Origin of the sequence: Polynucleobacter sp. es-GGE-1 (genome assembly GCF_018882005.1) — a bacterium.
GTDB lineage: Bacteria > Pseudomonadota > Gammaproteobacteria > Burkholderiales > Burkholderiaceae > Polynucleobacter.
The window spans coordinates 180721-202008 of the sequence record NZ_JACVPE010000004.1 but is presented as its reverse complement, the minus strand read 5'-3'; the positions used below and the strand labels follow the sequence as shown (position 1 = coordinate 202008).

The 21288-nt window shown below is 46.0% G+C and carries 24 protein-coding genes; 14 read left to right on the top strand and 10 right to left on the bottom strand.

All coding sequences use genetic code 11. The annotated features are described in order from the left end of the window. Positions 1–158: 158 nt before the first annotated feature. Positions 159–506 carry an FKBP-type peptidyl-prolyl cis-trans isomerase gene (locus ICN35_RS04245; protein WP_215296378.1) on the bottom strand — a complete coding sequence of 116 codons (348 nt, stop codon included), beginning with the start codon at positions 504–506 and terminating at the stop codon, positions 159–161. Positions 507–591: 85 nt separating this feature from the next. Between ICN35_RS04245 and ICN35_RS04240 the strand changes: the two genes are divergently transcribed. Continuing rightward, positions 592–1608 carry a DUF6352 family protein gene (locus tag ICN35_RS04240; RefSeq protein WP_216124513.1) on the top strand — a complete coding sequence of 339 codons (1017 nt, stop codon included), beginning with the start codon at positions 592–594 and terminating at the stop codon, positions 1606–1608. Here the strand turns inward: ICN35_RS04240 and ICN35_RS04235 are convergent. Further along, entirely contained in the window at positions 1605–2777 is a 1173-nt protein-coding gene (locus ICN35_RS04235) for an MFS transporter (protein ID WP_215320757.1), read from the bottom strand. The genes ICN35_RS04240 and ICN35_RS04235 overlap by 4 nt on opposite strands. A gap of 256 nt (positions 2778–3033) precedes the next feature. Here ICN35_RS04235 and ICN35_RS04230 point away from each other — a divergent pair, with 256 nt between their 5' ends. Together ICN35_RS04230 and msrP are read left to right on the top strand one after the other, a co-directional pair. Further along, positions 3034–5268 carry an NADP-dependent isocitrate dehydrogenase gene (locus ICN35_RS04230; RefSeq protein ID WP_216124511.1) on the top strand — a complete coding sequence of 745 codons (2235 nt, stop codon included), beginning with the start codon at positions 3034–3036 and terminating at the stop codon, positions 5266–5268. A gap of 129 nt (positions 5269–5397) precedes the next feature. Continuing rightward, a complete protein-coding gene (gene msrP / locus ICN35_RS04225) occupies positions 5398–6360 on the top strand; it encodes a protein-methionine-sulfoxide reductase catalytic subunit MsrP (RefSeq protein ID WP_216124507.1) in 963 nt (320 codons plus the stop codon). A 28-nt stretch (positions 6361–6388) separates the two neighbouring features. Here the strand turns inward: msrP and ICN35_RS04220 are convergent, their stop codons facing one another. Next, positions 6389–7978, bottom strand: a complete 1590-nt coding sequence (locus ICN35_RS04220; RefSeq protein ID WP_216124497.1) for a 4-hydroxyphenylacetate 3-hydroxylase family protein — start codon at positions 7976–7978, stop codon at positions 6389–6391. A gap of 91 nt (positions 7979–8069) precedes the next feature. On the opposite strand from ICN35_RS04220, the gene ICN35_RS04215 reads away from it, so the two are divergent. The 3 genes from ICN35_RS04215 to ICN35_RS04205 all read left to right on the top strand — a co-directional run bounded on the left by ICN35_RS04215 (position 8070) and on the right by ICN35_RS04205 (position 10115). Further along, the gene (locus tag ICN35_RS04215; RefSeq protein WP_216124495.1) at positions 8070–8723 is read left to right on the top strand and encodes a TetR/AcrR family transcriptional regulator; all 654 of its coding nucleotides are present in this window, start codon (positions 8070–8072) and stop codon (positions 8721–8723) included. A gap of 13 nt (positions 8724–8736) precedes the next feature. Then, the gene (locus tag ICN35_RS04210) at positions 8737–9282 is read left to right on the top strand and encodes an isochorismatase family protein (RefSeq protein WP_216124494.1); all 546 of its coding nucleotides are present in this window, start codon (positions 8737–8739) and stop codon (positions 9280–9282) included. Positions 9283–9344: 62 nt separating this feature from the next. After that, the gene (locus tag ICN35_RS04205) at positions 9345–10115 is read left to right on the top strand and encodes an SDR family NAD(P)-dependent oxidoreductase (RefSeq protein ID WP_216124493.1); all 771 of its coding nucleotides are present in this window, start codon (positions 9345–9347) and stop codon (positions 10113–10115) included. 3 nt (positions 10116–10118) lie between these two features. Here ICN35_RS04205 and ICN35_RS04200 read toward each other — a convergent pair whose 3' ends face one another. Further along, positions 10119–10667, bottom strand: coding sequence for a DUF2889 domain-containing protein (locus tag ICN35_RS04200; RefSeq protein ID WP_215319714.1), 549 nt, complete (start codon positions 10665–10667; stop codon positions 10119–10121). Between the two features lie 97 nt (positions 10668–10764). On the opposite strand from ICN35_RS04200, the gene ICN35_RS04195 reads away from it, so the two are divergent. After that, on the top strand, positions 10765–11493 hold the full coding sequence (locus ICN35_RS04195; protein WP_216124491.1) for a pseudouridine synthase: 729 nt from the start codon (positions 10765–10767) through the stop codon (positions 11491–11493). After that, positions 11490–11789 carry a 4a-hydroxytetrahydrobiopterin dehydratase gene (locus tag ICN35_RS04190; protein WP_215296388.1) on the top strand — a complete coding sequence of 100 codons (300 nt, stop codon included), beginning with the start codon at positions 11490–11492 and terminating at the stop codon, positions 11787–11789. The genes ICN35_RS04195 and ICN35_RS04190 overlap by 4 nt, the downstream gene beginning before the upstream one ends. A 3-nt stretch (positions 11790–11792) precedes the next feature. Here the strand turns inward: ICN35_RS04190 and ICN35_RS04185 are convergent, their stop codons facing one another. Then, the gene (locus tag ICN35_RS04185; RefSeq protein ID WP_215296389.1) at positions 11793–12008 is read right to left on the bottom strand and encodes a hypothetical protein; all 216 of its coding nucleotides are present in this window, start codon (positions 12006–12008) and stop codon (positions 11793–11795) included. A gap of 122 nt (positions 12009–12130) precedes the next feature. Here ICN35_RS04185 and ICN35_RS04180 point away from each other — a divergent pair, with 122 nt between their 5' ends. From ICN35_RS04180 to ICN35_RS04165, 4 genes are all read left to right on the top strand, one after another. Next, positions 12131–12628 (top strand): (2Fe-2S)-binding protein, encoded by a 498-nt coding sequence (locus ICN35_RS04180; protein ID WP_215296390.1) that lies wholly within the window; start codon positions 12131–12133, stop codon positions 12626–12628. 10 nt (positions 12629–12638) lie between these two features. After that, positions 12639–14846, top strand: coding sequence for a xanthine dehydrogenase family protein molybdopterin-binding subunit (locus ICN35_RS04175; RefSeq protein ID WP_216124489.1), 2208 nt, complete (start codon positions 12639–12641; stop codon positions 14844–14846). Between the two features lie 83 nt (positions 14847–14929). After that, positions 14930–15526: a sulfite oxidase heme-binding subunit YedZ gene (locus ICN35_RS04170; RefSeq protein ID WP_216124488.1), complete on the top strand. Its 597-nt coding sequence runs from the start codon at positions 14930–14932 to the stop codon at positions 15524–15526. Between the two features lies 1 nt (position 15527). Continuing rightward, the gene (locus ICN35_RS04165) at positions 15528–15851 is read left to right on the top strand and encodes a hypothetical protein (protein WP_255535701.1); all 324 of its coding nucleotides are present in this window, start codon (positions 15528–15530) and stop codon (positions 15849–15851) included. Positions 15852–15868: 17 nt separating this feature from the next. On the opposite strand, the gene ICN35_RS04160 is transcribed toward ICN35_RS04165, so the two are convergent. Continuing rightward, the gene (locus ICN35_RS04160; RefSeq protein ID WP_216124487.1) at positions 15869–16492 is read right to left on the bottom strand and encodes an SOS response-associated peptidase; all 624 of its coding nucleotides are present in this window, start codon (positions 16490–16492) and stop codon (positions 15869–15871) included. A 73-nt stretch (positions 16493–16565) separates the two neighbouring features. On the opposite strand from ICN35_RS04160, the gene ICN35_RS04155 reads away from it, so the two are divergent. Beyond that, positions 16566–17405, top strand: coding sequence for a peptidylprolyl isomerase (locus tag ICN35_RS04155; RefSeq protein ID WP_216124486.1), 840 nt, complete (start codon positions 16566–16568; stop codon positions 17403–17405). Positions 17406–17459: 54 nt separating this feature from the next. Here ICN35_RS04155 and ICN35_RS04150 read toward each other — a convergent pair whose 3' ends face one another. Genes ICN35_RS04150 through fdxA form a run of 4 tightly spaced genes read right to left on the bottom strand, consistent with a single transcriptional unit; the run spans position 17460 to position 20192 of the window. Further along, positions 17460–17948: a dihydrofolate reductase gene (locus ICN35_RS04150; RefSeq protein WP_216124485.1), complete on the bottom strand. Its 489-nt coding sequence runs from the start codon at positions 17946–17948 to the stop codon at positions 17460–17462. A 14-nt stretch (positions 17949–17962) separates the two neighbouring features. Further along, complete coding sequence (locus ICN35_RS04145; protein ID WP_216124484.1) at positions 17963–18757, bottom strand: thymidylate synthase; 795 nt, start codon at positions 18755–18757, stop codon at positions 17963–17965. A 44-nt stretch (positions 18758–18801) separates the two neighbouring features. After that, on the bottom strand, positions 18802–19845 hold the full coding sequence (locus ICN35_RS04140) for an NAD(P)/FAD-dependent oxidoreductase (RefSeq protein ID WP_216860805.1): 1044 nt from the start codon (positions 19843–19845) through the stop codon (positions 18802–18804). Between the two features lie 23 nt (positions 19846–19868). Further along, a complete protein-coding gene (fdxA, locus tag ICN35_RS04135; RefSeq protein WP_215296397.1) occupies positions 19869–20192 on the bottom strand; it encodes a ferredoxin FdxA in 324 nt (107 codons plus the stop codon). A 157-nt stretch (positions 20193–20349) separates the two neighbouring features. On the opposite strand from fdxA, the gene ICN35_RS04130 reads away from it, so the two are divergent. Then, the gene (locus ICN35_RS04130) at positions 20350–21264 is read left to right on the top strand and encodes a ketopantoate reductase family protein (protein ID WP_216124482.1); all 915 of its coding nucleotides are present in this window, start codon (positions 20350–20352) and stop codon (positions 21262–21264) included. Positions 21265–21288: the final 24 nt, after the last annotated feature.

Genomic DNA, 21288 nt, shown 5'->3' with positions numbered 1-21288 from the left:
ACCGCCAAACTTTAGAAACTCTTTAACCACCTTTAGCTTGAACTGCTTGCTGTACTTGCTCATAAAACAAAACCCCCTTGGTTGGACATAGCGTCCAACTTTTGGGGGTCAGTTCATTCGGGTGGCTTTTATTTTGGCTAAGCAGCTAAGAGCAGTGCTTAGTTCACACCGTGTAATTCCACATCAAAGACCAGGGTCGCATTAGGGGGGATGACGCCGCCAGCACCCCTGGCACCATAACCCATTTCAGAAGGGATAATTAAAGTGCGCTTGCCGCCAATCTTCATGCCCGCAACGCCTTGGTCCCAACCCTTAATCACATGGCCTGCGCCCAAGGGAAAACTAAAGAGCTGACCGCGATCCAGTGAGCTGTCAAATTTCTGGCCTTTATGGTCAGGGGCATTCTCGTCATAGAGCCAGCCGGTGTAATGTACATCAACGTCATTGCCAGTAGCAGCCTCTTTGCCGTCACCAACAACGGTATCGATTTTTTTGAGTTCGGTCATGATTTTTCCTATTGGGTACAAAATGACTGGCTAGTATATTCTGAGCTCTAGATTCTTACTGTAAGCGCAATGAAAACGGAATGACATGAGTAACTACTGGCCCAATTCTGCATATCAAACCCTGCTAACCAGCCCTGATGGGCAGTTGTTGGTAACAGACGATTTTTTACGCACCTATTTGCAAAGACCTGAACTCAGCCTAGTTCCAGAATCTTGTGCTGCCGAGCAAGCGCTGCATCAGCGCCTTACTGAAAACCCTCGTACAGAAATTACCGAGCAAGAGATTACGGCGATGGCTGATGAGGATATTCAGGAAAACTATCGAGTTTGGCTCCGCTACCGAACACGTCTATTAGCAGCAAGCTCCTTAGAAGGTTTTTATATGAGTTTATTTAAGGGAGATGGAGTTGATGTGCCTCCCTTATTTGTGATGCAACTAGCCCAAATTTTTGTGCGCCATATCTTGGGAGATGATGCGCATCCGCTGGAAGTACGCATGGGCGAGATCTTCTTTAGGACTCAAAAAATCACTGTTTTGGAGGACAGCATTGTCATGGCCGCCGACGAAGAGGTGGTTACTCGTAATGCGCAAGCGGGCGAGTCCGGCAACATCATGGACTTACTGAAAGGTAAATCCATGCTCACGAAGTCTGCTGATCTTGATGTTTTGTATGAAGACAATGCTGCCGAATATTGGACGCGTAATGAGGACTTTGATTTTGCCGTTCAACTCAATTTTGGGCATGAGCCAATTAATCATTTTTGTCGCGTACTAGAAAAGTGGATTAAACATTTTCTGGGGGTGTCAGTACGCATTACCCCAATGCAGCAAATTAGTGATCCTAAGTGGTCCTGGCATGTGGGTTTAGATGCGGCAGCAACTGACATCTTGAATAAACTTTATAACAAAGAATTGTTAGAGGCAGATGAACTTGAGAAAGTAATTTGTCTATTTCGTCTTGACTTTATTGACGAGACTGCGGTGACTAAGGTGCAGCAAGGGAAGCCCGTCTATCTTGCTATTGCCATGAATGATCAGCAGCAATTAAAGCTAAAGCCACAAAACTTATTATTTAATTTGCCTCTAGCGAGAGCGTCTTAAGCGATTTGCTGCTTCTTATTCTGGGCTGATAGCCAAAGCAGTGCCAGCGCAGTAAAGATCACAGGAATCAGAGAGCCGAGGTTCAAAATACTCCACCCTTGTGAGGTAATTAAGGCACCAGAACCAAAGGAAGTGAAGGCCATCGTGCCAAATACAAAGAAGTTAATCGCTGCTTGCGCTTTATCACGCTCATCGGGTTTGTAGGCAGTCATCGCCAAAGAGGTTGAGCCTGTGAATAAAAAGTTCCAGCCAACGCCTAATAAAAAGAGGGCAATCAAAAATTGACGAAGGTCTGTACCGGTGAGTGCAATCAGAATGCAGATGAAGTTGAGTACGACTCCGATACTCATAATCTTGAGGGCACCAAAACGTTGTATTAAGGTGCCAGTAAAAAATCCTGGAGCAAACATACCAATGACATGCCACTCCAATACTAGGGCTGTATCGGAAAAAGGCAGGCCACAAATTTGCATCGCTAAGGGTGTGGCCGCCATCAGCAGATTCATTACCCCGTAACCAAGTGCTGCCCCAATTACAGCAACCATAAACACGGGTTGCTTGAGGATGGCCTTTAGGGGGCGTCCATCCGCCAGAGAGTGCTCGGTTTTGAATTCGGTAGGGAAGTGGATGAATTGCATTACGACGATCCCCATTAGGCCGGCAATCGAAAGCGTGAGGTAGGCGCCCAAGAATGCAGTGTCAAAAAGATTGCGGGTCCAGGAGGCTAGGTTCGGCCCAATGACGGCTCCTAAGATTCCGCCTGCCAATACCCAAGATACGGCTTTGTCACGTTGACTCGCTACGGTGAGTTCTGCTGCAGCAAAACGGTAGAGTTGACCATTGGCGCTGTAATAGCCGGCAATAAAGGTGCCTGTTACCAAAAGCCAAAAGTTTCGGCTCAGAGCTGCATAGGCGCATAACAGGGCGGATAGCACTGCTACAAGCAGTCCCAACTGAAAAGAGATCTTTCTGCCAAAGTGGTTTTGAGATTTGGCCACGATTGATGTGGAAAAGGCGGCCCCAACAACATAGCCCATGACTGGCAGCGTAGCCATCCAACTCACTGGGGCCAGACTGAGGCCAACCAAGCCATTGATGGCGATGAAGGTAACATTATTGGTCAGAAATAGACCCTGGCAAACAATCAGCAGCACCAAGTTTTTATTCAGTAAAGGGTGCTTGCTCATCATGGCTTGCAGTTTACGAGGAATTTTCCGCTTTAGATATTTTGGTGGATTTCCTTAAATTAGCGCTGATTTGCGACTTTGGGGTGCAAAACCCCCTTTTTTGCCAATCCCAATGATTTAAAATAGAAGGCTCGGCATATCAGTAAGCCTGCTAAAAGCGGGCGGACAGAATGCGGACTCTAGGAGTGGTGGGGTCAAAATCTGACCCTGTCTATTGATCAATAGTAAGGAAACATCCATGGCTTCAGGCACATCAAAGATTATTTACACGCTGACAGACGAGGCACCATTTTTGGCGACCTGCGCATTTCTGCCGATCATCCGTACCTTTACAGCGTCAGCTGGAGTGGAGGTAGTAGAAAGCGATATTTCAGTGGCTGGACGTATCTTGGCTGAATTTTCTGATTGTTTAGCTCCTGAGCAACGGGTTCCTGATAATTTGGCTGAGCTGGGCAAGATGACCTTAATGCCTGACGCCAACATTATTAAGCTACCCAATATCAGCGCTTCTGTTCCTCAGCTGCTCGCTGCCATTAAAGAATTACAAGATAAGGGATACAAGATCCCTCATTTTCCTGAAGATCCTAAGACCGATGAAGAGAAGGCTATCCGCGCTCGTTACTCAAAGTGTCTAGGGAGCTCGGTCAATCCAGTCTTGCGCGAAGGAAACTCAGATCGTCGCGCCCCGAATGCAGTCAAACGGTATGCCCGTAAAAATCCTCACTCGATGGGTGAGTGGAGCCAAGCTTCCCGTACGCACGTGTCACACATGCATGGCGGCGATTTCTATGCTGGTGAAAAGTCGATGACGATGACTAAGGCCTGCGATGTAAAAATGGACTTGGTGACGAAGAGCGGCAAAACGATTGTGCTCAAACCAAAAGTCTCCTTATTGGCTGGCGAAATTATCGACAGCATGTATATGAGCAAAAAAGCCTTGTGCGATTTCTATGAAAAAGAAATCGAAGATGCGTATAAGACAGGCATGATGCTGTCCTTGCACGTCAAGGCTACCATGATGAAAGTTTCTCATCCGATCGTCTTTGGTCACGCCGTCAAAATTTTCTATAAAGATGCGTTTGCTAAACATGGCAAGCTATTTGATGAGCTAGGCGTCAACGTCAATAACGGCATGAGCAGCTTGTACGAGAAGATCAAAACCTTGCCTGAATCTAAGCGTGAAGAAATTATTCAAGATATTCATGCGTGTCATGAGCATCGCCCAGCATTGGCGATGGTAGATTCTGCCAAAGGTATTACCAACTTACACTCTCCAAGCGACGTGATCGTGGATGCTTCTATGCCTGCCATGATTCGGGTGGGCGGCAAGATGTGGGGCGCGGATGGTCGCTTGCATGACACTAAAGCAGTGATTCCAGAAAGTACTTTTGCCCGCATCTATCAAGAGATCATCAATTTCTGTAAGACACATGGTAACTTTGATCCAACCACTATGGGCACTGTACCTAACGTTGGCTTGATGGCTCAGCAGGCTGAGGAATATGGTTCGCATGACAAGACTTTTGAGATCTTAGAAGCAGGCGTAGCTCGTATCGTTGCGGACGACGGTACTGTATTGCTTGAGCAACATGTGGAAGCTGGTGATATCTGGCGTATGTGCCAATGTAAAGATGCTCCGATTCGTGACTGGGTCAAATTGGCAGTCAATCGTGCACGCCTCTCTAATACTCCAGCGGTATTTTGGTTAGATGAGTACCGCCCCCACGAAGCAGAGCTGATTAAGAAGGTAAAAACTTATCTCAAGGATTACGATCTCGAAGGTATCGATATCCAGATCATGTCTCAGACTCGCGCAATGCGTTACACCTTAGAGCGTGTGATTCGTGGCAAAGACACCATTTCTGTTACCGGTAACATCTTGCGTGACTACCTCACCGACTTGTTCCCCATTATGGAATTGGGCACTAGCGCAAAAATGCTATCCATTGTGCCTTTGATGGCTGGCGGCGGCTTATTTGAAACTGGTGCTGGTGGTTCTGCTCCTAAGCATGTGCAACAACTCGTAGAAGAAAATCACTTACGCTGGGATTCGTTAGGTGAATTTTTAGCCTTGGGTGTGTCACTCGAAGATATTGGTGATAAGACTGGTAACGCTAAAGTGAAAATCTTAGCGCGCACTCTGGATGATGCGACTGGCAAATTGTTGGATAACAATAAGTCACCTTCACCACGCACTGGCGAGTTAGATAACCGCGGTAGCCAGTTCTACTTGGCGTTGTATTGGGCTGAGGCTTTGGCTGCACAAACGGAAGATAAAGAGCTGCAAGCTTACTTCGCGCCCTTAGCCAAATCTTTGGCTGAAAACGAGAAGAAAATTACTGACGAACTAAAGGCAGTTCAAGGTAAGCCTGCTGATATCGGTGGTTACTATGTAGTTGATTCTGAAAAATGCACGGCCGTGATGCGCCCCAGCGCAACATTCAACGCAGCCTTGCAGGCTATGAAAGCCTAATTTAATTGAGGTTTCAGCAGAAAAGGCAAACCTTCGGGTTTGCTTTTTTGTTTTGAGCAAGCATTGCTGCATCAAGCAATAAATTATTTTCAGGAGCAAAATAGACTCAATACTTTGATGGGGTTCGCCATGCGTTTTCTTGATAAAACTATTCTTTCTAGTGACATCACGCCTCAAGCGGTTTTTGAAAACCGTCGCGCCCTGATTAAAGCGGCAGCTGCAGGTAGTTTTGGCGCTGCTCTAGCCCCCTGGTTTTCAAGACAAGCACTAGCTGCCACTCCCGATAAATTAGCTGCTACCCTCAATTCAGCCTATAGCGTTAAAGAGGAATCGACGCCTTATAAATACGTGACGAGCTACAACAACTTTTATGAGTTTGGTACCGATAAGGCTGATCCTGTTGCTTATGCCGGTAGCTTGCAAACGCGGCCCTGGACGATCTCGATTGAAGGCTTAGTAAAAAAACCGCTAACGCTCGATATTGATGCCTTATTAAAGCTCGCTCCAATGGAAGAGCGAATCTATCGCATGCGTTGCGTTGAAGGTTGGTCTATGGTGATTCCTTGGGATGGGTATTCGCTAGCCAAACTCATCAATAAGGTAGAGCCTCTGGGCTCTGCTAAGTATGTTGAATTTATTTCCTTAGCTGATCGCAAGCAAATGCCAGGACTGAGTAGCAATATTATTAGCTGGCCTTATCGTGAAGGCTTGCGGATGGATGAAGCTATGAATCCACTTACTCTCCTCACTTTCGGCCTGTATGGTGAGGTATTACCAAAGCAAAACGGTGCGCCTGTGCGTATTGTGGTGCCTTGGAAATATGGTTTCAAGAGTGCTAAATCGATTGTCAAAATGCGGTTTACTGAAGAGATGCCAAAAACCAGTTGGAATCAATTTGATGCTCGTGAGTATGGCTTTTATTCCAACGTCAATCCACAAGTTGACCATCCACGCTGGAGTCAAGCCACAGAGCGTCGTATTGGTGATGCTAAGGGGATGTTTGCCCCTAAGATCAAGACCCAGATGTTTAATGGGTATGCTGATGAGGTCGCCAGCATGTACGCTGGCATGGATTTAAAGAAGTACTATTAACTGATAAATCAGCTTTACTCAGAAAAAATTAAGTTCTTCTGCCAGGCTCTGGCAATGGCACCATCACTGCTTGACCTGGAGTACTACAACCTTGATCACAACAGCGTCCAGGCTGTTTGTTTTTAGTAATCGCCCGCTCATCATTACTCGTCAGTACTCCGCGGTCTAATAAACGTTCGACTAATTCCACTTTATTGCCAATAGGATATTGGCGATAGATTTCTTTTTTCATTGCAGCAGGTGATCCACCACCATGCAAGCTGATAACGGAGTACCAGCCACCTTGATAGGATGCCGTTAAATCTTCAATAAAGCGTGCCACTTCAATGCGCTTATCGTAAGGAACTGCTGGGTTAGCACGCAAGACTTCTGCTAAGGTAGCAGCAGTCGCTGGATTGTGATCTTCATCGGGTCCAGGTAGTGCTACGATTAATCCACCCGACACCTCATGAGCTAAGCGATGCATATCGTAAATTTGCGTAGCCAATAGCAGTTTGCCGATATTGGAGAACACGGGCTCAGGCATAAAGGATTTGCTATGTGGATCTTGAGTACCGTACACACTGGCAGCAACTCCACAAGCATAAAACCCTTCGGTAATTTTGATGAGCTCAACCATTGGGTCACGCAAATTGGATTTTGTCTCTGGATCAAAACCATTGGCTTCGCACATCAAGGCACCAGCACCAATTAAAAGATCTCCAAAGCCTGCTCTCGCCGCAATACAGCTGTGACGATGATGGGTGGCATAGCTATAAGTTAAGACGCTAGAGTGCTCCCATTCACCCGCATAAAATACCCGCTCCCACGGGACAAATACTTTATCGAAAATCACGACACCAGTAGATTGCCCATATTTACTTGAGAACAATGGTTTGCCATGCTCCACTTTATCGCCTGGCCGACCTGCAGGGCGGGCAACGATGGTAATACCTTTCGCGTCTACCGGCACTGCGCAGCAGATGGCAAAGGCTGCATCCTCTTTGCTCATATTGCGACCTGGCATGACTAAAAACTCATGCATATAAGGCGCACCAGTCACAATGGCTTTTGTTCCAGAAATCACTACACCTTTGGCATCTTGAGAAACGACGTGAACATAAGTATCTGGGTTTGCTTGTTCGTGAGGTCTGCGAGATCTGTCGCCTTTGGCATCGGTCATCGCAATGCCAAGAGATAAATCGTTTTGCTGAACATGTGAAAGGTATTCTGCAAATTTTGCGCGATGCTCATTACTTCCGCGAGCATCATCGATATGCGCTGACACTTGGCCAATTGCATTTAATGCATCATGCGCTAAATAGCGTTGAGCACAACCAGTTTCTTGGCACAGTCCGCGTATCGCTTCTAATTTGTTCAGCAGATCACCAGAGGATTGATTGATATGCAACATTCGTGGTACTTGCACGCCATTTTGATCTGCCAGCATTATGGGTGCTAAAGCAGGATCGTGCACCATATCGTAGGTCACCCCCAAAGCTTGTACGCCTGGCCTTAAAGAGGGCTCATCAGCAACCGACTCAATCAGGCGACCGTCTACATATACTGTGGGCTTTAAGCTGCGCAAAGACTCCTGATAGTCGTTGCTGGTCATGAATTTGGTAGTGCTTTGGCTCATTGGGGTCCTGGTGCTAGATATTGGCAACAGCTCAAATCATACACAATAATTGAACACTGTTCAATTATTAATACAGTCGTATAATTAACCTATGAACCAAGCGATTTCTTCTCCGCGAGATCTTCGTCAGCAGGCGCTAGCGGATGCCAAGCGTAAGCATATTCTGAGTGCTGCTACAGCGGTGTTTATTGAGTTTGGTTTGGAAGCAGTCAGCATGCGCGAGATTGCTAAACGCGCTGGTTATACAGCGGGAGCTATTTACAGCTACTTTGCCAACAAAGAAGAGATTTATGGCGCTTTACTTGCTGAATCACTCGAGCGCTTAAATGCGTTTGTCGGTGAAGCGGCGCAGAGAGTATTAAGTCAACCGGGTACTGCCTTTGATGAGCTGCGTCATAGCGCTTTAGCGTTCTACCAGTTTTATCGAGATAACCCGCGTGACTTGGATTTAGGTTTTTATCTCTTCCAAGGCCTAAAGCCCCGTGGATTAGGTAATGAGTGGGATCAAGCACTCAATATGCGCCTCAGAGATGCCATGCGCCCCCAAGAGATTTCTCTGAATAAATTGGGTTGTAATGCCAAAGAGACCGACACTGAATTGACTGCGATGTTTGCACACATTGTTGGAGTGCTATTACTCAATCATACAGGTCGCATTCGGATGTTTGGAAAGGGTGCTGATGAATTAATGGCACACTATTTAGATCATTTAGCACTGCGCTTGCCCAAGAAAAAATTACTCTAAATTCATTCAAACCATGATTCATCAAGCCACGAGTATTCTCATTTTAGTTGACTATCAAACGCGCTTAATGCCCAGTATTCATGATGGAGAAAAGGCTATTGCTTCGGCAATATTTTTAGCAAACGTAGCACAAGCTTTAGATATCCCAATTTTAGGAACCGAGCAAAATCCAGAGGGATTAGGACCAAATGATGAGCGTATTCAACAGTTCTGCAGCCAGACTCTAGTCAAATATTCTTTCAATGCTGCAGCAGATGGTTTGGTGGATTACATGAAGTCGGTAAGTCCACAAATTACTCACGTTGTATTGGCTGGATGTGAGGCCCACGTTTGCTTGATGCAAACTGCTTTAGGTCTGCTCGAGGCGGGGTATGAGGTGGCGGTAGTGGTTGAGGCCTGTGGCAGCAGATTGGCGCAAGATAAATTGCTCGCAATCGATCGTTTAGTTCAGCAGGGAGTGATCTTGCTGGGGGCTGAAATGCTGGCATTCGAATGGCTGAAGACTTCTGACCATCCTCAATTTAAAAATATTTTGCAGTTGATAAAAAAGAGATCCTAATTAGGTGAATAATTCATTTATTCATCATTTAAGAGAAACATGATTTAAATAAAAGAGGAAATATGGAACATACCGTTTTAGTGACCGGCGCCACCGCTGGATTTGGAGAAGCAACTGCTCGACGTTTTTTGGCTCACAGCCATAAAGTCATTGCAGTCGGTAGAAGAGCGGAGCGTCTAGAGGCGCTCAAAGCATCTTTGCCAGCAGAGCAGCAGAAAAAATTATTGACTCTTGTAGTTGATGTCTGTGATAGCGCTAAAGTAGATGCATTGCCAAAAACTTTACCTGCTGACTTTGCGAATGTCACTGTACTCGTGAACAATGCCGGTCTTGCTTTAGGCTTAGAGCCTGCTTATAAAACCAGCATTTTTGATTGGGATCAAATGATTGATACCAATGTCAAAGGTTTAGTTCATATGACCCATGCGTTTTTGACAGGTATGGTTGAGCGTAAATGTGGCCACATTATTAATGTTGGCTCGGTTGCAGGTCTTTATCCTTATCCTGGAAGCAATGTGTATGGAGCTACCAAAGCATTTGTGAAGCAATTTAGTTTGAACTTACGTGCAGACTTACTTGGTACGCGCTTACGAGTCACTTGTGTTGAGCCAGGTCTTAGCTCTGGAACTGAATACTCTAATGTTCGTTTTAAAGGCGATGATGCTAAAGCAGCAAAAGTCTATGAGAACGTGCAAGCTTTGAGCTCAGACGATATTGCTGAAGCGATTTATTGGGCTGCCTTATTGCCTCCCCATATGAACATCAATGCAGTAGAAATTATGCCAATTCAGCAGTCTTTTGGAGGGACCACGATTCACCGCGGAGAGCTCTAAGCTCTAAGACTTTTTGTCTTGGTCTTGCCAGCGGTAAAACTGGGGATAAATGCGCATTACAACGGGGCCATTGAAATCCCAGGACTTGCAGGTGCCTAGATAGAGGGGCGGCTTATTTTCATCGGGATCAAATAGAGCCCTTGGGATCGATTGAAAAGCGGCAGTCGCCAAACTATTGAGTAGTTCGCGTAAATGGGTACAACCTGCAATGCCACCCAAGTGTGTTTGGATCGTTTTGCGCCAACCCTTGCCCAAGCGCTCACCAATCAGTCCTGTCATTGGGGGTATAGCTTGAGGACATTCAGGATGTGGATGACCATCCATCGCCACCTCAATATCTTGGATAACCAGTTCATCATTGAGCGTAAGACGGACCCACATGTCATGAAAAGCTTCGCCAGGTTGCCAAGTAGTTTCGCCAGTGACAAAAGGTGTTGGTTTGTAATCTTTGAGGTGACCTTCAATATCCCATAGACCATCTTCCCTTGCAAAACCATGAAAAGTAATTTCTCGAGTATGGAGTGGTGTGCGAGGTTTTGGGTTGGAGAGCATGTCGTCAATTCAATTCATATGGATAAGTCTAATGATAATGAATTCCCCGCTGTGGCAGCGGCTAGGCGGAAGTGCTCTGTAGTATGCTCTGCAGCATATGGCAAAACCGATTTCCCTTGAAAAAATTCTCTTTAGCCAAGGCTTTGGTACACGACGCTATTGCAGCGATTTGGTCTATGCGGACCTCGTGAAGGTCAACGGTGTATTAGCAGAGGATCCAGAGGAGCGCATTGCGACTGAAGGACTTGTTCTCAACGTCGAGGGTGCAGATTGGGAGTATCACGAAAAAGCGTATATCGCTTTTAACAAGCCCCCCAACTACGAGTGCTCTCATAAGACTGCGCATCACCCTAGTGTGTACAGTCTATTGCCAGCTCCTTTCGTTGAGCGGGGCTTGCAATGTGTTGGGCGTTTAGACTATGACACTACAGGGCTACTCTTGATTTCTGATGATGGTCAGTTCATTCATAAAATGACAACGCCAAAAAAGAATATCGGCAAAGTCTATGAAATCACAACACCAGAACCAATTACACAATCTCAAATCGATCACCTGATGAATGGCGTCGTTCTGGATGATGATCCAAAGCCATGTTATGCCACCGCTTGTAAGCAGCTTTCCGAGCATGTCTTAGCAATGACAATTGTGGAGGGTCGCTATCATCAGGTAAAGCGTATGATAGCTGCAGTGGGTAATCATGTGGCCAAGTTACATCGCGCTGAAATCGGCGCTTATGTCATGCCAGCAGATCTCGCTGAGGGTCAATGGCGTTGGCTTGATGCAGAGGATTTGAAATGCTTATCGCAAAGTGTGGAGCTTAAATGAGTCAGCAGGCTTTAACAATCGACTTTGACTTTAAAGGAGTGATTCCTCTTTGGGTGCTCGAACCCTCCGGTATTCAATTGACCCGGGAGTTTATTTTTCAGGACTTTAAGCAGGCATTCGCCTTTATGACTTTATGTGCCCAATATGCTGAGGAGATTGATCATCATCCAGATTGGACCAATTCTTGGAATAAGGTGGTGGTGCACCTCAGCACTCACTCAGCAAAAGCGTTGACTGCATTGGATATTCAGATGGCAAAAGCCATGGACGCTTTTGCCTTACAGGTCCAGACTTAGAAGTTAATGTTCTTCGCCTTCGTGATCTTCTTCATTTAGGCTCATCAAAATCGTCGCTAGTAAGCCGTAGACCACTTCGGTAGCAATCATGCCGTCTTCGTCTAACTCGTCAATTAAGTCATTGAGGCAATCTTCGGTTGGCTCATTGAGTAGGGTCATGGCACATTCGCACCCATAGTCAAAATCTTCGTCGTTTTGGGTTTGATTTTCGTTTGTCATAAATATCCTTAATTGATGGCTCAGAATAGCAAATTACCCCTGGCGGCGGGAGAAATTGATATGCGCCCACAAAAAACCAATAATGATTTATAGTCATTTGAAAATAATAAATAGGAGGCAATATGCAGCTCAATATTAATGGTCAGACACATAATATCGACGTAGAACCCAATATGCCCTTATTGTGGGCTATCCGCGAAGTGGTCGGATTGACAGGTACAAAGTACGGCTGCGGAGTGGCTCAATGCGGCGCCTGCACCGTCTATATGAATGGTGAGCCGGTACGTTCATGCTCTGTTCCAGTATCTGTGGTTGGTGCCGCTAAGATCACCACGATCGAATCACTTTCTAAAGACAATAGTCATCCTGTGCAAAAAGCCTGGATCGCACTCGATGTTCCGCAATGTGGCTATTGCCAGTCTGGTCAGGTCATGGCAGCAGCAGCCTTATTAAAAAGAATACCAAAGCCTACTGATGCCGATATTGATAATGCGATGTCGAATATCTGTCGTTGTGGCACCTATCAAAAAATTCGGGATGGCATTCATGTCGCCTCTGGTCAGAAAAAATTAGCGGAAGTATTGGCGCAATACCAAGCTTCTCCAGCGACTCGTGGTTAAGGAGAAGAAGATGACACTAGAAAATCATTCACGTCGCGACTTTATTATCAAAGGTACCCTAGTTGGTGGTGGCCTCATGTTGGGTGTAGGTGTTTTGCCAGAGTTTGCTTTTGCGCAAGCTGGTCAATATGACCCAAATACACCGACCAAGGCTGGTGAGGCTGAGGTCAATGCTTGGGTTAGCATCAAGCCCGATGACACGGTATACATCAGAATTGCGCGTTCAGAGATGGGCCAAGGTACCCGTACGGGCTTAGCGCAACTCGTTACAGAAGAGTTAGAGTGCAACTGGAAAAATGTTAAAACCCAATCTGCAACCCCTGGACAAAGCTTAGCTCGTAAGCGGGTATGGGGTGAGCACGGAACTGGTGGCAGCCGTGGTATTCGCATCTCTGAGGATTATGTGCGTCGTGGTGCTGCTGCTGCTCGCATCATGTTAGTTCAAGCCGCTGCAAACCAGTGGAACGTTCCTGTATCTGAACTCAAGGTGGATAAGGGTGTGATTACCCATGCGCCATCAGGCCGAAAAACTACCTATGGAAAAGTAGCGGAACTCGCATCTACCTTGACTCCGCCTGATCCAAAATCAATTACCTTAAGAGATCCTCGCAACTGGAAAGTGGCCGGTCAGCCTTATGCGCGTTTAGATACGGCAAACAAAGTGAACGGTACTAAAGTGTATGGCGCAGATTTACAGATGCCTGGGATGTTGAGTGCATCGGTGAAGTCGTGCCCAGTATTTGGTGGCAAGCTGGTGAGTTATGACGAATCAAAGATCAAAAATATGCGCGGTGTTAAAGGCGTGGTACAGATTAATGACAGCACACTCGCGGTAGTTGCAGACACTTGGTGGCGTGCCAATACTGCTTTGAATACTTTGCCAATAGTTTGGGATGAGGGTAAGAGCGCTAATGTTTCTCAGGGTGACATTAACAAAATGCTCCGCGCTGGCTTGGATGAGCAGGGTGACTTCTGGCAACGCAAGGTAGGTGATGCGCCCGAAGTAATCAATAGTTCTGCCAAAAAAGTAGAAGCCATTTATTTCACGCCCTTTCAAGCTCACGTGACTATGGAGCCGATGAATGCGACTGTCAAAATTAGTGGCGATCGTGCTGAGGCTTGGGTACCCACCCAAAATGGTGAGGGATCTTTAGCGGCATTATCAGAGGCAACGGGAATTCCGCTGGCTAATTGTGAAATATATAAATTGGATTCTGGTTGTGGCCTAGGTCGTCGTGGTTCCACACAAGACTTCACCACTTTTGCTGCCAAGGTCGCGATGAAATATCCCGGCGTGCCAGTGAAAGTGCTCTGGAGCCGCGAAGAAGATATGACGCATGACTTCTACCATCCCATTGCGATGGCAAAAATGACTGCGGGTATCGATGCTGGTGGCAATATCACTGGTATGCATATCAAAGTCGCAGGCCAATCGATTAATGCCACGCTTGCTCCTCAGAATATCAAAAATGGCAAGGATGAGCGCCAACTTCAAGGTCTTTATGAGAATGGCCCTGATGCGCAGCTAGGTTACACATTCCCAACCTTGTTGACTGAATATGTCATGAAGAATACGCATGTGCCCGTGGGCCCATGGCGTGGTGTGAATACCAACCAGAACGGTATTTTTATGGAATGCTTTATGGATGAGTGCGCCAAAGCAGCCGGCAAGGATCCTGTCAAATTTAGGCAGGCTGTGATGCAAAGTCATCCGAAACATTTAGGCGTACTCAATGCGGCGGCCCAAAAAGCAAATTGGGATAAGCCACTGCCAGCAGGAACTTTCCGGGGAGTAGCGCAGTTCATGGGATATGCCAGTTACTCGGCTTGCGTTGCTGAGGTCTCAGTCGATGGCAATATGGTGCACGTTAAGCGCCTGGTATTTGCTTTGAACTCTGGCCATGTGGTGAATCCCTATTTAACGCGTGAGCAAATTGAAGGTTCTGTAGCTATGGCTTTGGGTGCCATCTTTAATCCAGAGATCTCGGTTGAAAATGGACGCATTAAGCAACAGAATTTAGATTCTTACCCAATGCTCAAACTAGCCTCTACACCTCGAATTGAAACGGTTCTTGTGCCAACTTATGATTTCTGGGGTGGAGTAGGTGAGCCAACGATTTGTGTGGTTGGGCCAGCAGTTGCTAATGCCGTCTCTGCAGCCATTGGAAGACCAGTTCGCAACTTCCCGCTTTACAAAGAAGGATTGAGCTTGGCATAGATTCATTTGTTTTATTCGGTCCAAGCTTAGCAAAAATAGCGACCCCATCAGAGAATATTGATGGGGTCGTTTAACATCTACTCATGAAGTATCTCAAAAGCATCTTGTTTCTGATCTCCCTTATTCCCTTGGGGCGTTTGGTATGGCTGGGATATATGGATGACTTAGGCGCTAATCCCATCGAGTTTATGACGCGCTCTACTGGAACTTGGGCTTTAGTATTTTTATGTATCACCCTCGCAATGACACCCTTACGTGTCTTGACAGGATCTAGTCTGGGAATCAAATATCGTCGTATGTTTGGACTGTTTTGTTTTTTCTATGCCTGCGTTCATTTCGCCATTTGGTTTTTCTTGGATCAGAGTCTCGATGTTCAGGCGATGATCCATGATGTTCTCAAAAGACCATTTATCACCATGGGATTTTTGAGTTTCGTTTTATTAATACCTTTGGCCATCACATCAAACCACTGGGCAGTCCGCCAGTTGGGACGTCGTTGGAGCTTATTACATCGATTAATCTATGTCATTGCTTGTACGGTGATTGCTCACTACTGGTGGCATAAGGCTGGTAAAAATGACTTGCAGACTGTATCGATTTATGCCGGAGTAATACTGTTACTGCTATCGATTAGACTTCCCGTGGTGCGAGACAGAATTACCTTATTGGTCAGGAAGTAGGATGAATACTATCCGTATTCAGTTAGCAGTATGCCTACTGTTATTGGGATGTTCAGCCAGCGCGCAAACCCCATCAAACCAAGGAATGCAGACCTTTTCTCCCTATACCCCTGAACAGTTAAAAGCTTTTAATGAGCAAAAAATTTCTCCAGCAGAAGGGCCTTTTGGGCCGGTTGGATCAAATCAACAGCAAATGAATTTGCAGCAACCACCACAGTTAAATTCCAAGTTTTTCAATGCCCCTGTTGGCGAACAAGAGGCTGAAGCTTTGGAAACAGAGTCGGCAGCACCCTACCAGCCCATGACCCCGGCGATTTCTTTTTAGTACTTTTGGATTTGAAATCAATCAGAGAAAATTAATTCGGGGATTGCATCAAGACTGAGGAGTGATTTTGCTGTATCAGGGGTAGCGTTAAGCCAATCATTAAATAGTTCAGGTCGCAATGGGACGACTGTGCGCTTTTCATCTTCAGGCTGATGGCATCGATTCATTAATGGATGATGATTTGCATTGATCGTCAGCATTGAGAATGACACAATCAGTTCGCCAGTTTCTGGTTCAGTCCAGGTATCCCAAATAGAGGCGATTGCCATGGGCTCAAGATTGGCCTGTTGAATTTTGGTGCGCACTGCCCTGCCAGATTCATAGCAGGGTTCATAAAAAGCATCTGCCAGAGCGAGTGCGAAGTGCCGCTGAGACCATGCCTGTTTATATGAGGGTTTTTGGCTGACAGTTTCAGATCTGGCGTTATAGGTTTTCCTGCCAAAGTCTTCATCTTTTGCCCAAGACGGTATCAAGCCAAAACGCGCAGGACCAATGGCAGTGCGTTGGGTATTATGACTTTTTAGAATGATTGTTCCAGGATAGGTTGGAAACACATCATGCGTGCTGGATGTTGGTAGATCGAGATCAAAGTAGGCTTTGACCCAATCGATATTGACGGTGGTGAGGTATTGAACGCACATCAGTTTATTTTACTGTTGAGGCTGCTGTTACTATTAGGGCTACTTTTAAGAAAGTCTAGAAAGATCAAACCTGATGAAACCATTTATGTCTCCATTAAAACCAAGGTCAGTACACCTGATTTGTGCCGGTCTTTTGAGTTTTGCATTGTGTAGTGCTGCATATGCACAGCAAAGCGGTTTACCTATTAATGCCGCAGCCTCGGTGAATGGCGCCATCATTACAAACGATATGGTTGAGCAAGGTATCAAAGTTGCAATCTCACAAGGTCAAAAGGATTCTCCCGAGCTACGTAAAATGGTGATAGAGAAGTTCATCGAGGTATTGTTGTTATCACAGCAAGCTGAAAAAGATGGTTTAGCCAATTCTGAAAAAGCCAATGCTCAGCTGACGATGATTCGCCAAAATTATTTGGCAGACCTAGAGCTGTCTACTTTCATGGCGCAAAATCCGATTACCGATGCCGATATTCAGGCAGAGTACAACAAGCAGGTAGCATCCCTTGGCCCTCAAGGCATGATCATGGAATACAAGATTAGTGATATTGCGCTAGCCACAGAGGCAGATGCTCAGGCTGCTTTAAATCGTATTAAGAAGGGCGAAGCCTTTGATAAGGTGGCTAAAAGCGTTTCATTAGCGCCGAATAAAGCACAAGGCGGTGCTGCAGGCTGGGTTCAACCTGGCCAAGTACCACCGCAAATATCTGCTGTTTTAGTCAATCTTGGAAAAGGGCAAACATCTGCTCCGATTCAATTGCAACAGGGTTGGTATTTAGTAAAGCTGGAAGATAAAAAGTCCAGTAAGCCACCTACTTTTGAGCAGGCCAAACCAGCGATTCGTGCTGGCCTAGCGCAGAGGAAGCAATTTGAATTTGTTTCTGGGATTGCAAAGAATTCAAAAATCGTTGTTCAGTAATAGCGATGTATTGAGTTTGATACTCAGAATAAAAAGGACTCCGAGGAGTCCTTTTTATTTGCGCTCAAGCGTCACAAAATTAAAATGAATATTGTTTTCTGAGCCTGGGGTACGTTCTACTTCTTTCCAGGCGGATTCGTTAGGGATTTCAAAGAAAGTATCACCACCTTGAACATCCATCTCGATCTCGGTAATGTATAGGCGATCTGCTTTATCAAAGGCTTGGGTAAATAATTGTTCGCCACCAATTACAAATACTCTTGGGGCTTCATTTAATTGATTGAGGGCCGCATCTAGAGAGCTAGCAAGTTCTCCACCAGCAGTCTCATAGTTGGCATTACGGCTGACAACGATATTCCGTCGTCCTGGCAGCGGGCGACCAATGGATTCCCAAGTCTTGCGACCCATAATAACCGGGTAGCCCATAGTGACGCGCTTGAAGAATTGCAAGTCTGCCGAGATTTTCCAGGGCATTTGATTGTCGCGACCGATCACGTGGTTTCGTGAGCGCGCAACAATCATCGAGATAGCAGGTTGTGTCATGTCTGAGAGATTTCTTAAACAGCTACTGGAGCTTTAATATGGGGATGCGATTCGTAACCAACAATTTCAAAATCTTCGAATTCATAATCAAAGATCGAGGCAGGTTTACGCAAGATATTGAGCTTTGGCAGAGGGAAGAAATCTCGAGAGAGCTGAAGATCCACTTGTTCTAGGTGATTGCTATACAAGTGGCAATCACCACCTGTCCAAATAAAGTCACCTACCTCTAAGTTACATTGTTGGGCCATCATGTGGGTCAACAAAGCATAGCTAGCGATATTAAAGGGCACGCCGAGGAAGATATCAGCGCTGCGTTGGTAGAGTTGGCAAGATAATTTGCCATCAGCCACATAGAACTGAAAGAAGGCGTGGCATGGCGCTAAAGCCATCCTTGGAATATCCGCCACGTTCCATGCTGAAACAATGATGCGACGGGAGTCTGGATTCTTTTTAATCGTCTCAAGGACTTCAGTGATTTGATCAATGTGCTGACCATTTGGTGCGGGCCATGACCGCCATTGATAGCCATAAATCGGACCTAGATCACCATCAGGTGCAGCCCATTCATTCCAGATAGAGACGCCACGTTCTTTAAGCCAATTGTTGTCAGTGCTACCTTTGAGAAACCACAGCAACTCGTAAATGATGGATTTGAGGTGGAGCTTCTTGGTGGTAACCATGGGGAAGCCTTCAGCTAGATTAAAGCGCATCTGGTGCCCAAAAACTGAGATCGTGCCAGTACCCGTTCTATCTGACTTATTGACGCCCTTGGCAAGGACTTCTTTCATGAGATCGTGATATTGGCGCATAAAAATTGGCTAAAAGGGGTTTAGTAAATAAATGAAAGGATAGCTTACTCGAATGTGGGCGACTTCACCCCAAGTGCCTTATGGAGCTTAGGGGAGGTGGTGGTGTACTGCAACTGGATTTGTTTTTCAGGGTTCAGGTATGCGGCTGCCGCAAAAGCAGCTAAGGCCGCCTCATGAAAGCCTGACAAAATGAGTTTCTTTTTCCCGGGGTAAACATTGATGTCACCGACTGCATAAATTCCTGGAATACTGGTCTGAAACTTTTCAGTATCGACAGTAATTTGCTTGCGATCAATATCAAGACCCCACTCTGCAATGGGGCCTAATTTGGGAGAGAGGCCAAAGAAGATCAAGAGATCATCCAAAGGAAGCAATGTGGTATTGCTATCAATGTCGGTGATCGCAATATCAGTTAATTGACCCTCTTTAGTCTCGTATCCAGTAATTTGACCAATGAGTAATTGCATTTTTCCAGCGGCACACAGTGCGCGCATTTTGGCAATAGATTGTGGAGCCGCTTTAAAGTCATCGCGACGATGAATCAAGGTGACGCTCGCTACTTTGTCTGCAAAGTACAAGACCCAATCGAGCGCGGAATCTCCACCGCCGCAAATAACAATACGCTTGCCGATAAATCGTTCTGGATCTTTGATGTGATAGAAAACTTGCTTACCCACTAAACTATCAATGCCCTCTAGGTTGAGTAGTCTGGGTTGAAAGGCACCAACACCGGCAGCAATAAAGACGGTCTTAGCCAGGAAGTAGTGATTCTGTGATGTGCCAATCAAAAAACGGCCATCGGCTTGTTTCTCGAGTTGAGTGACTTCTTGCCCTAAATGAAACTGTGGACTAAAAGGTTCAATTTGTTTGAGAAGGTTACGCGTGAGTTCACGCCCAGTACACACCGGTATCGCAGGAATATCGTAAATGGGTTTATCAGGATAGAGCTCTATACATTGACCACCAGCTTCTGGTAGTGAGTCAATGACGTGGGTTTTGATATCGAGCAGTCCAAGTTCAAAGACTTGGAAGAGGCCCACAGGACCGGCGCCAATGATGACTGCGTCAGCTTCTGTGGGTGAGTACAAATCAATGCTCGTGTAGTTGTGGATTACTTTGCTAACTGATCGAGTTTGTTTTTGACATCTTTCCACTCATCAGCGTCTGGAAGGGCGGACTTAGATTTAGTGATGGATGTCCATGATGAAGAAAGCTCAGCATTGAGTTTGATGAAGTCTTGTTGATCTCCAGGGACGTCGTCTTCCGCATAAATTGCATTGACAGGGCACTCAGGAACGCACACTGCGCAGTCAATGCACTCGTCTGGATCAATGACTAAGAAGTTGGGGCCTTCGCGAAAGCAGTCAACTGGACAAACATCGACGCAGTCGGTGTATTTGCAACGGATGCAGGATTCGGTAACAACGTATGTCATAGCGTTTAATCTAAAGAGCCCAAATTAAGAATTGGGAAATTATAAAAGGTCAATTTTAGCCGAAATGAGCCATTTTTAGCGCTTATGACCCTTTTGGTGGCTTTGCAAAATGAGGACTATCCTAGGGGCTGAAAATTGAGTAAAAAGAGCATCTATTATGAAAATACTGATTGTTGGGGCAGGTGGTATCGGGGGCTTTTTTGGGGCCAAATTGCAGCAGTCAGGCGCGGATATCACTTATTTATTACGTGAGCAGCGCCAGCAACTGATTAAAGCCCAGGGGCTGACTATCGAGACTCCGAAGGGCAGCTTTACGGTTCACCCTAAAACGGTCTTAGCCGCCCAGTTGGAGCCTATTTACGACCTCATTATTTTGGCCTGCAAAGCCTTTGATTTGGATGATTCGTTAAAGTCGATTGCCAAAGCAAGCTCTCAAGGAGTGATCCTACCTTTTTTAAACGGGTTCACGCACTTCGAGGTTTTGGACCGTCAGTTCGGCAAAGAGCGGGTGATGGGTGGGGTAGCCCATATCGCTGCAACCATTTCTGAATCAGGCTCAGTAAAACAGCTAACCGAATTGGGTTCATTCACAATAGGCCCGAGAACACCACAACAAGTCGCACTGAGTCAGGAACTCTTTTCACTGTGCAAAAAAACCGATTTCGATGCTTTCTATCATGAGAATATTGAGCAAACTTTGTGGGATAAATGGGTGTTCTTGGCAACCTTAGCAGGCATGACAACCATCTGTCGCGGCTCTATTGGCGAAATTGCCGCAACCCCTTATGGCAAAGATCTCAGCAAGCGAATGTTCGCAGAATGCTGTGCTATTGCTAGTAGTGAAGGTCATCCCATTGCCGAGAAGACTCAATTGAGCTCTCAAGAAATTCTGACGAAAGAAGGCTCACCTTTTACTGCTTCGATGCTGAGAGACTTGCTGGCAGGCAAGAAAAATGAACATCAACATATCTTGGGTGATTTGATTGGCTTTGCTAATCAGGGATCTATAGACTGCCCGCTATTAAAAATTGCCTTTACCCATATGGCGGTCGAGAGTAAGAGTGAAGTCTAAGCAAGGGCTTTCCCTAGGGCTTTG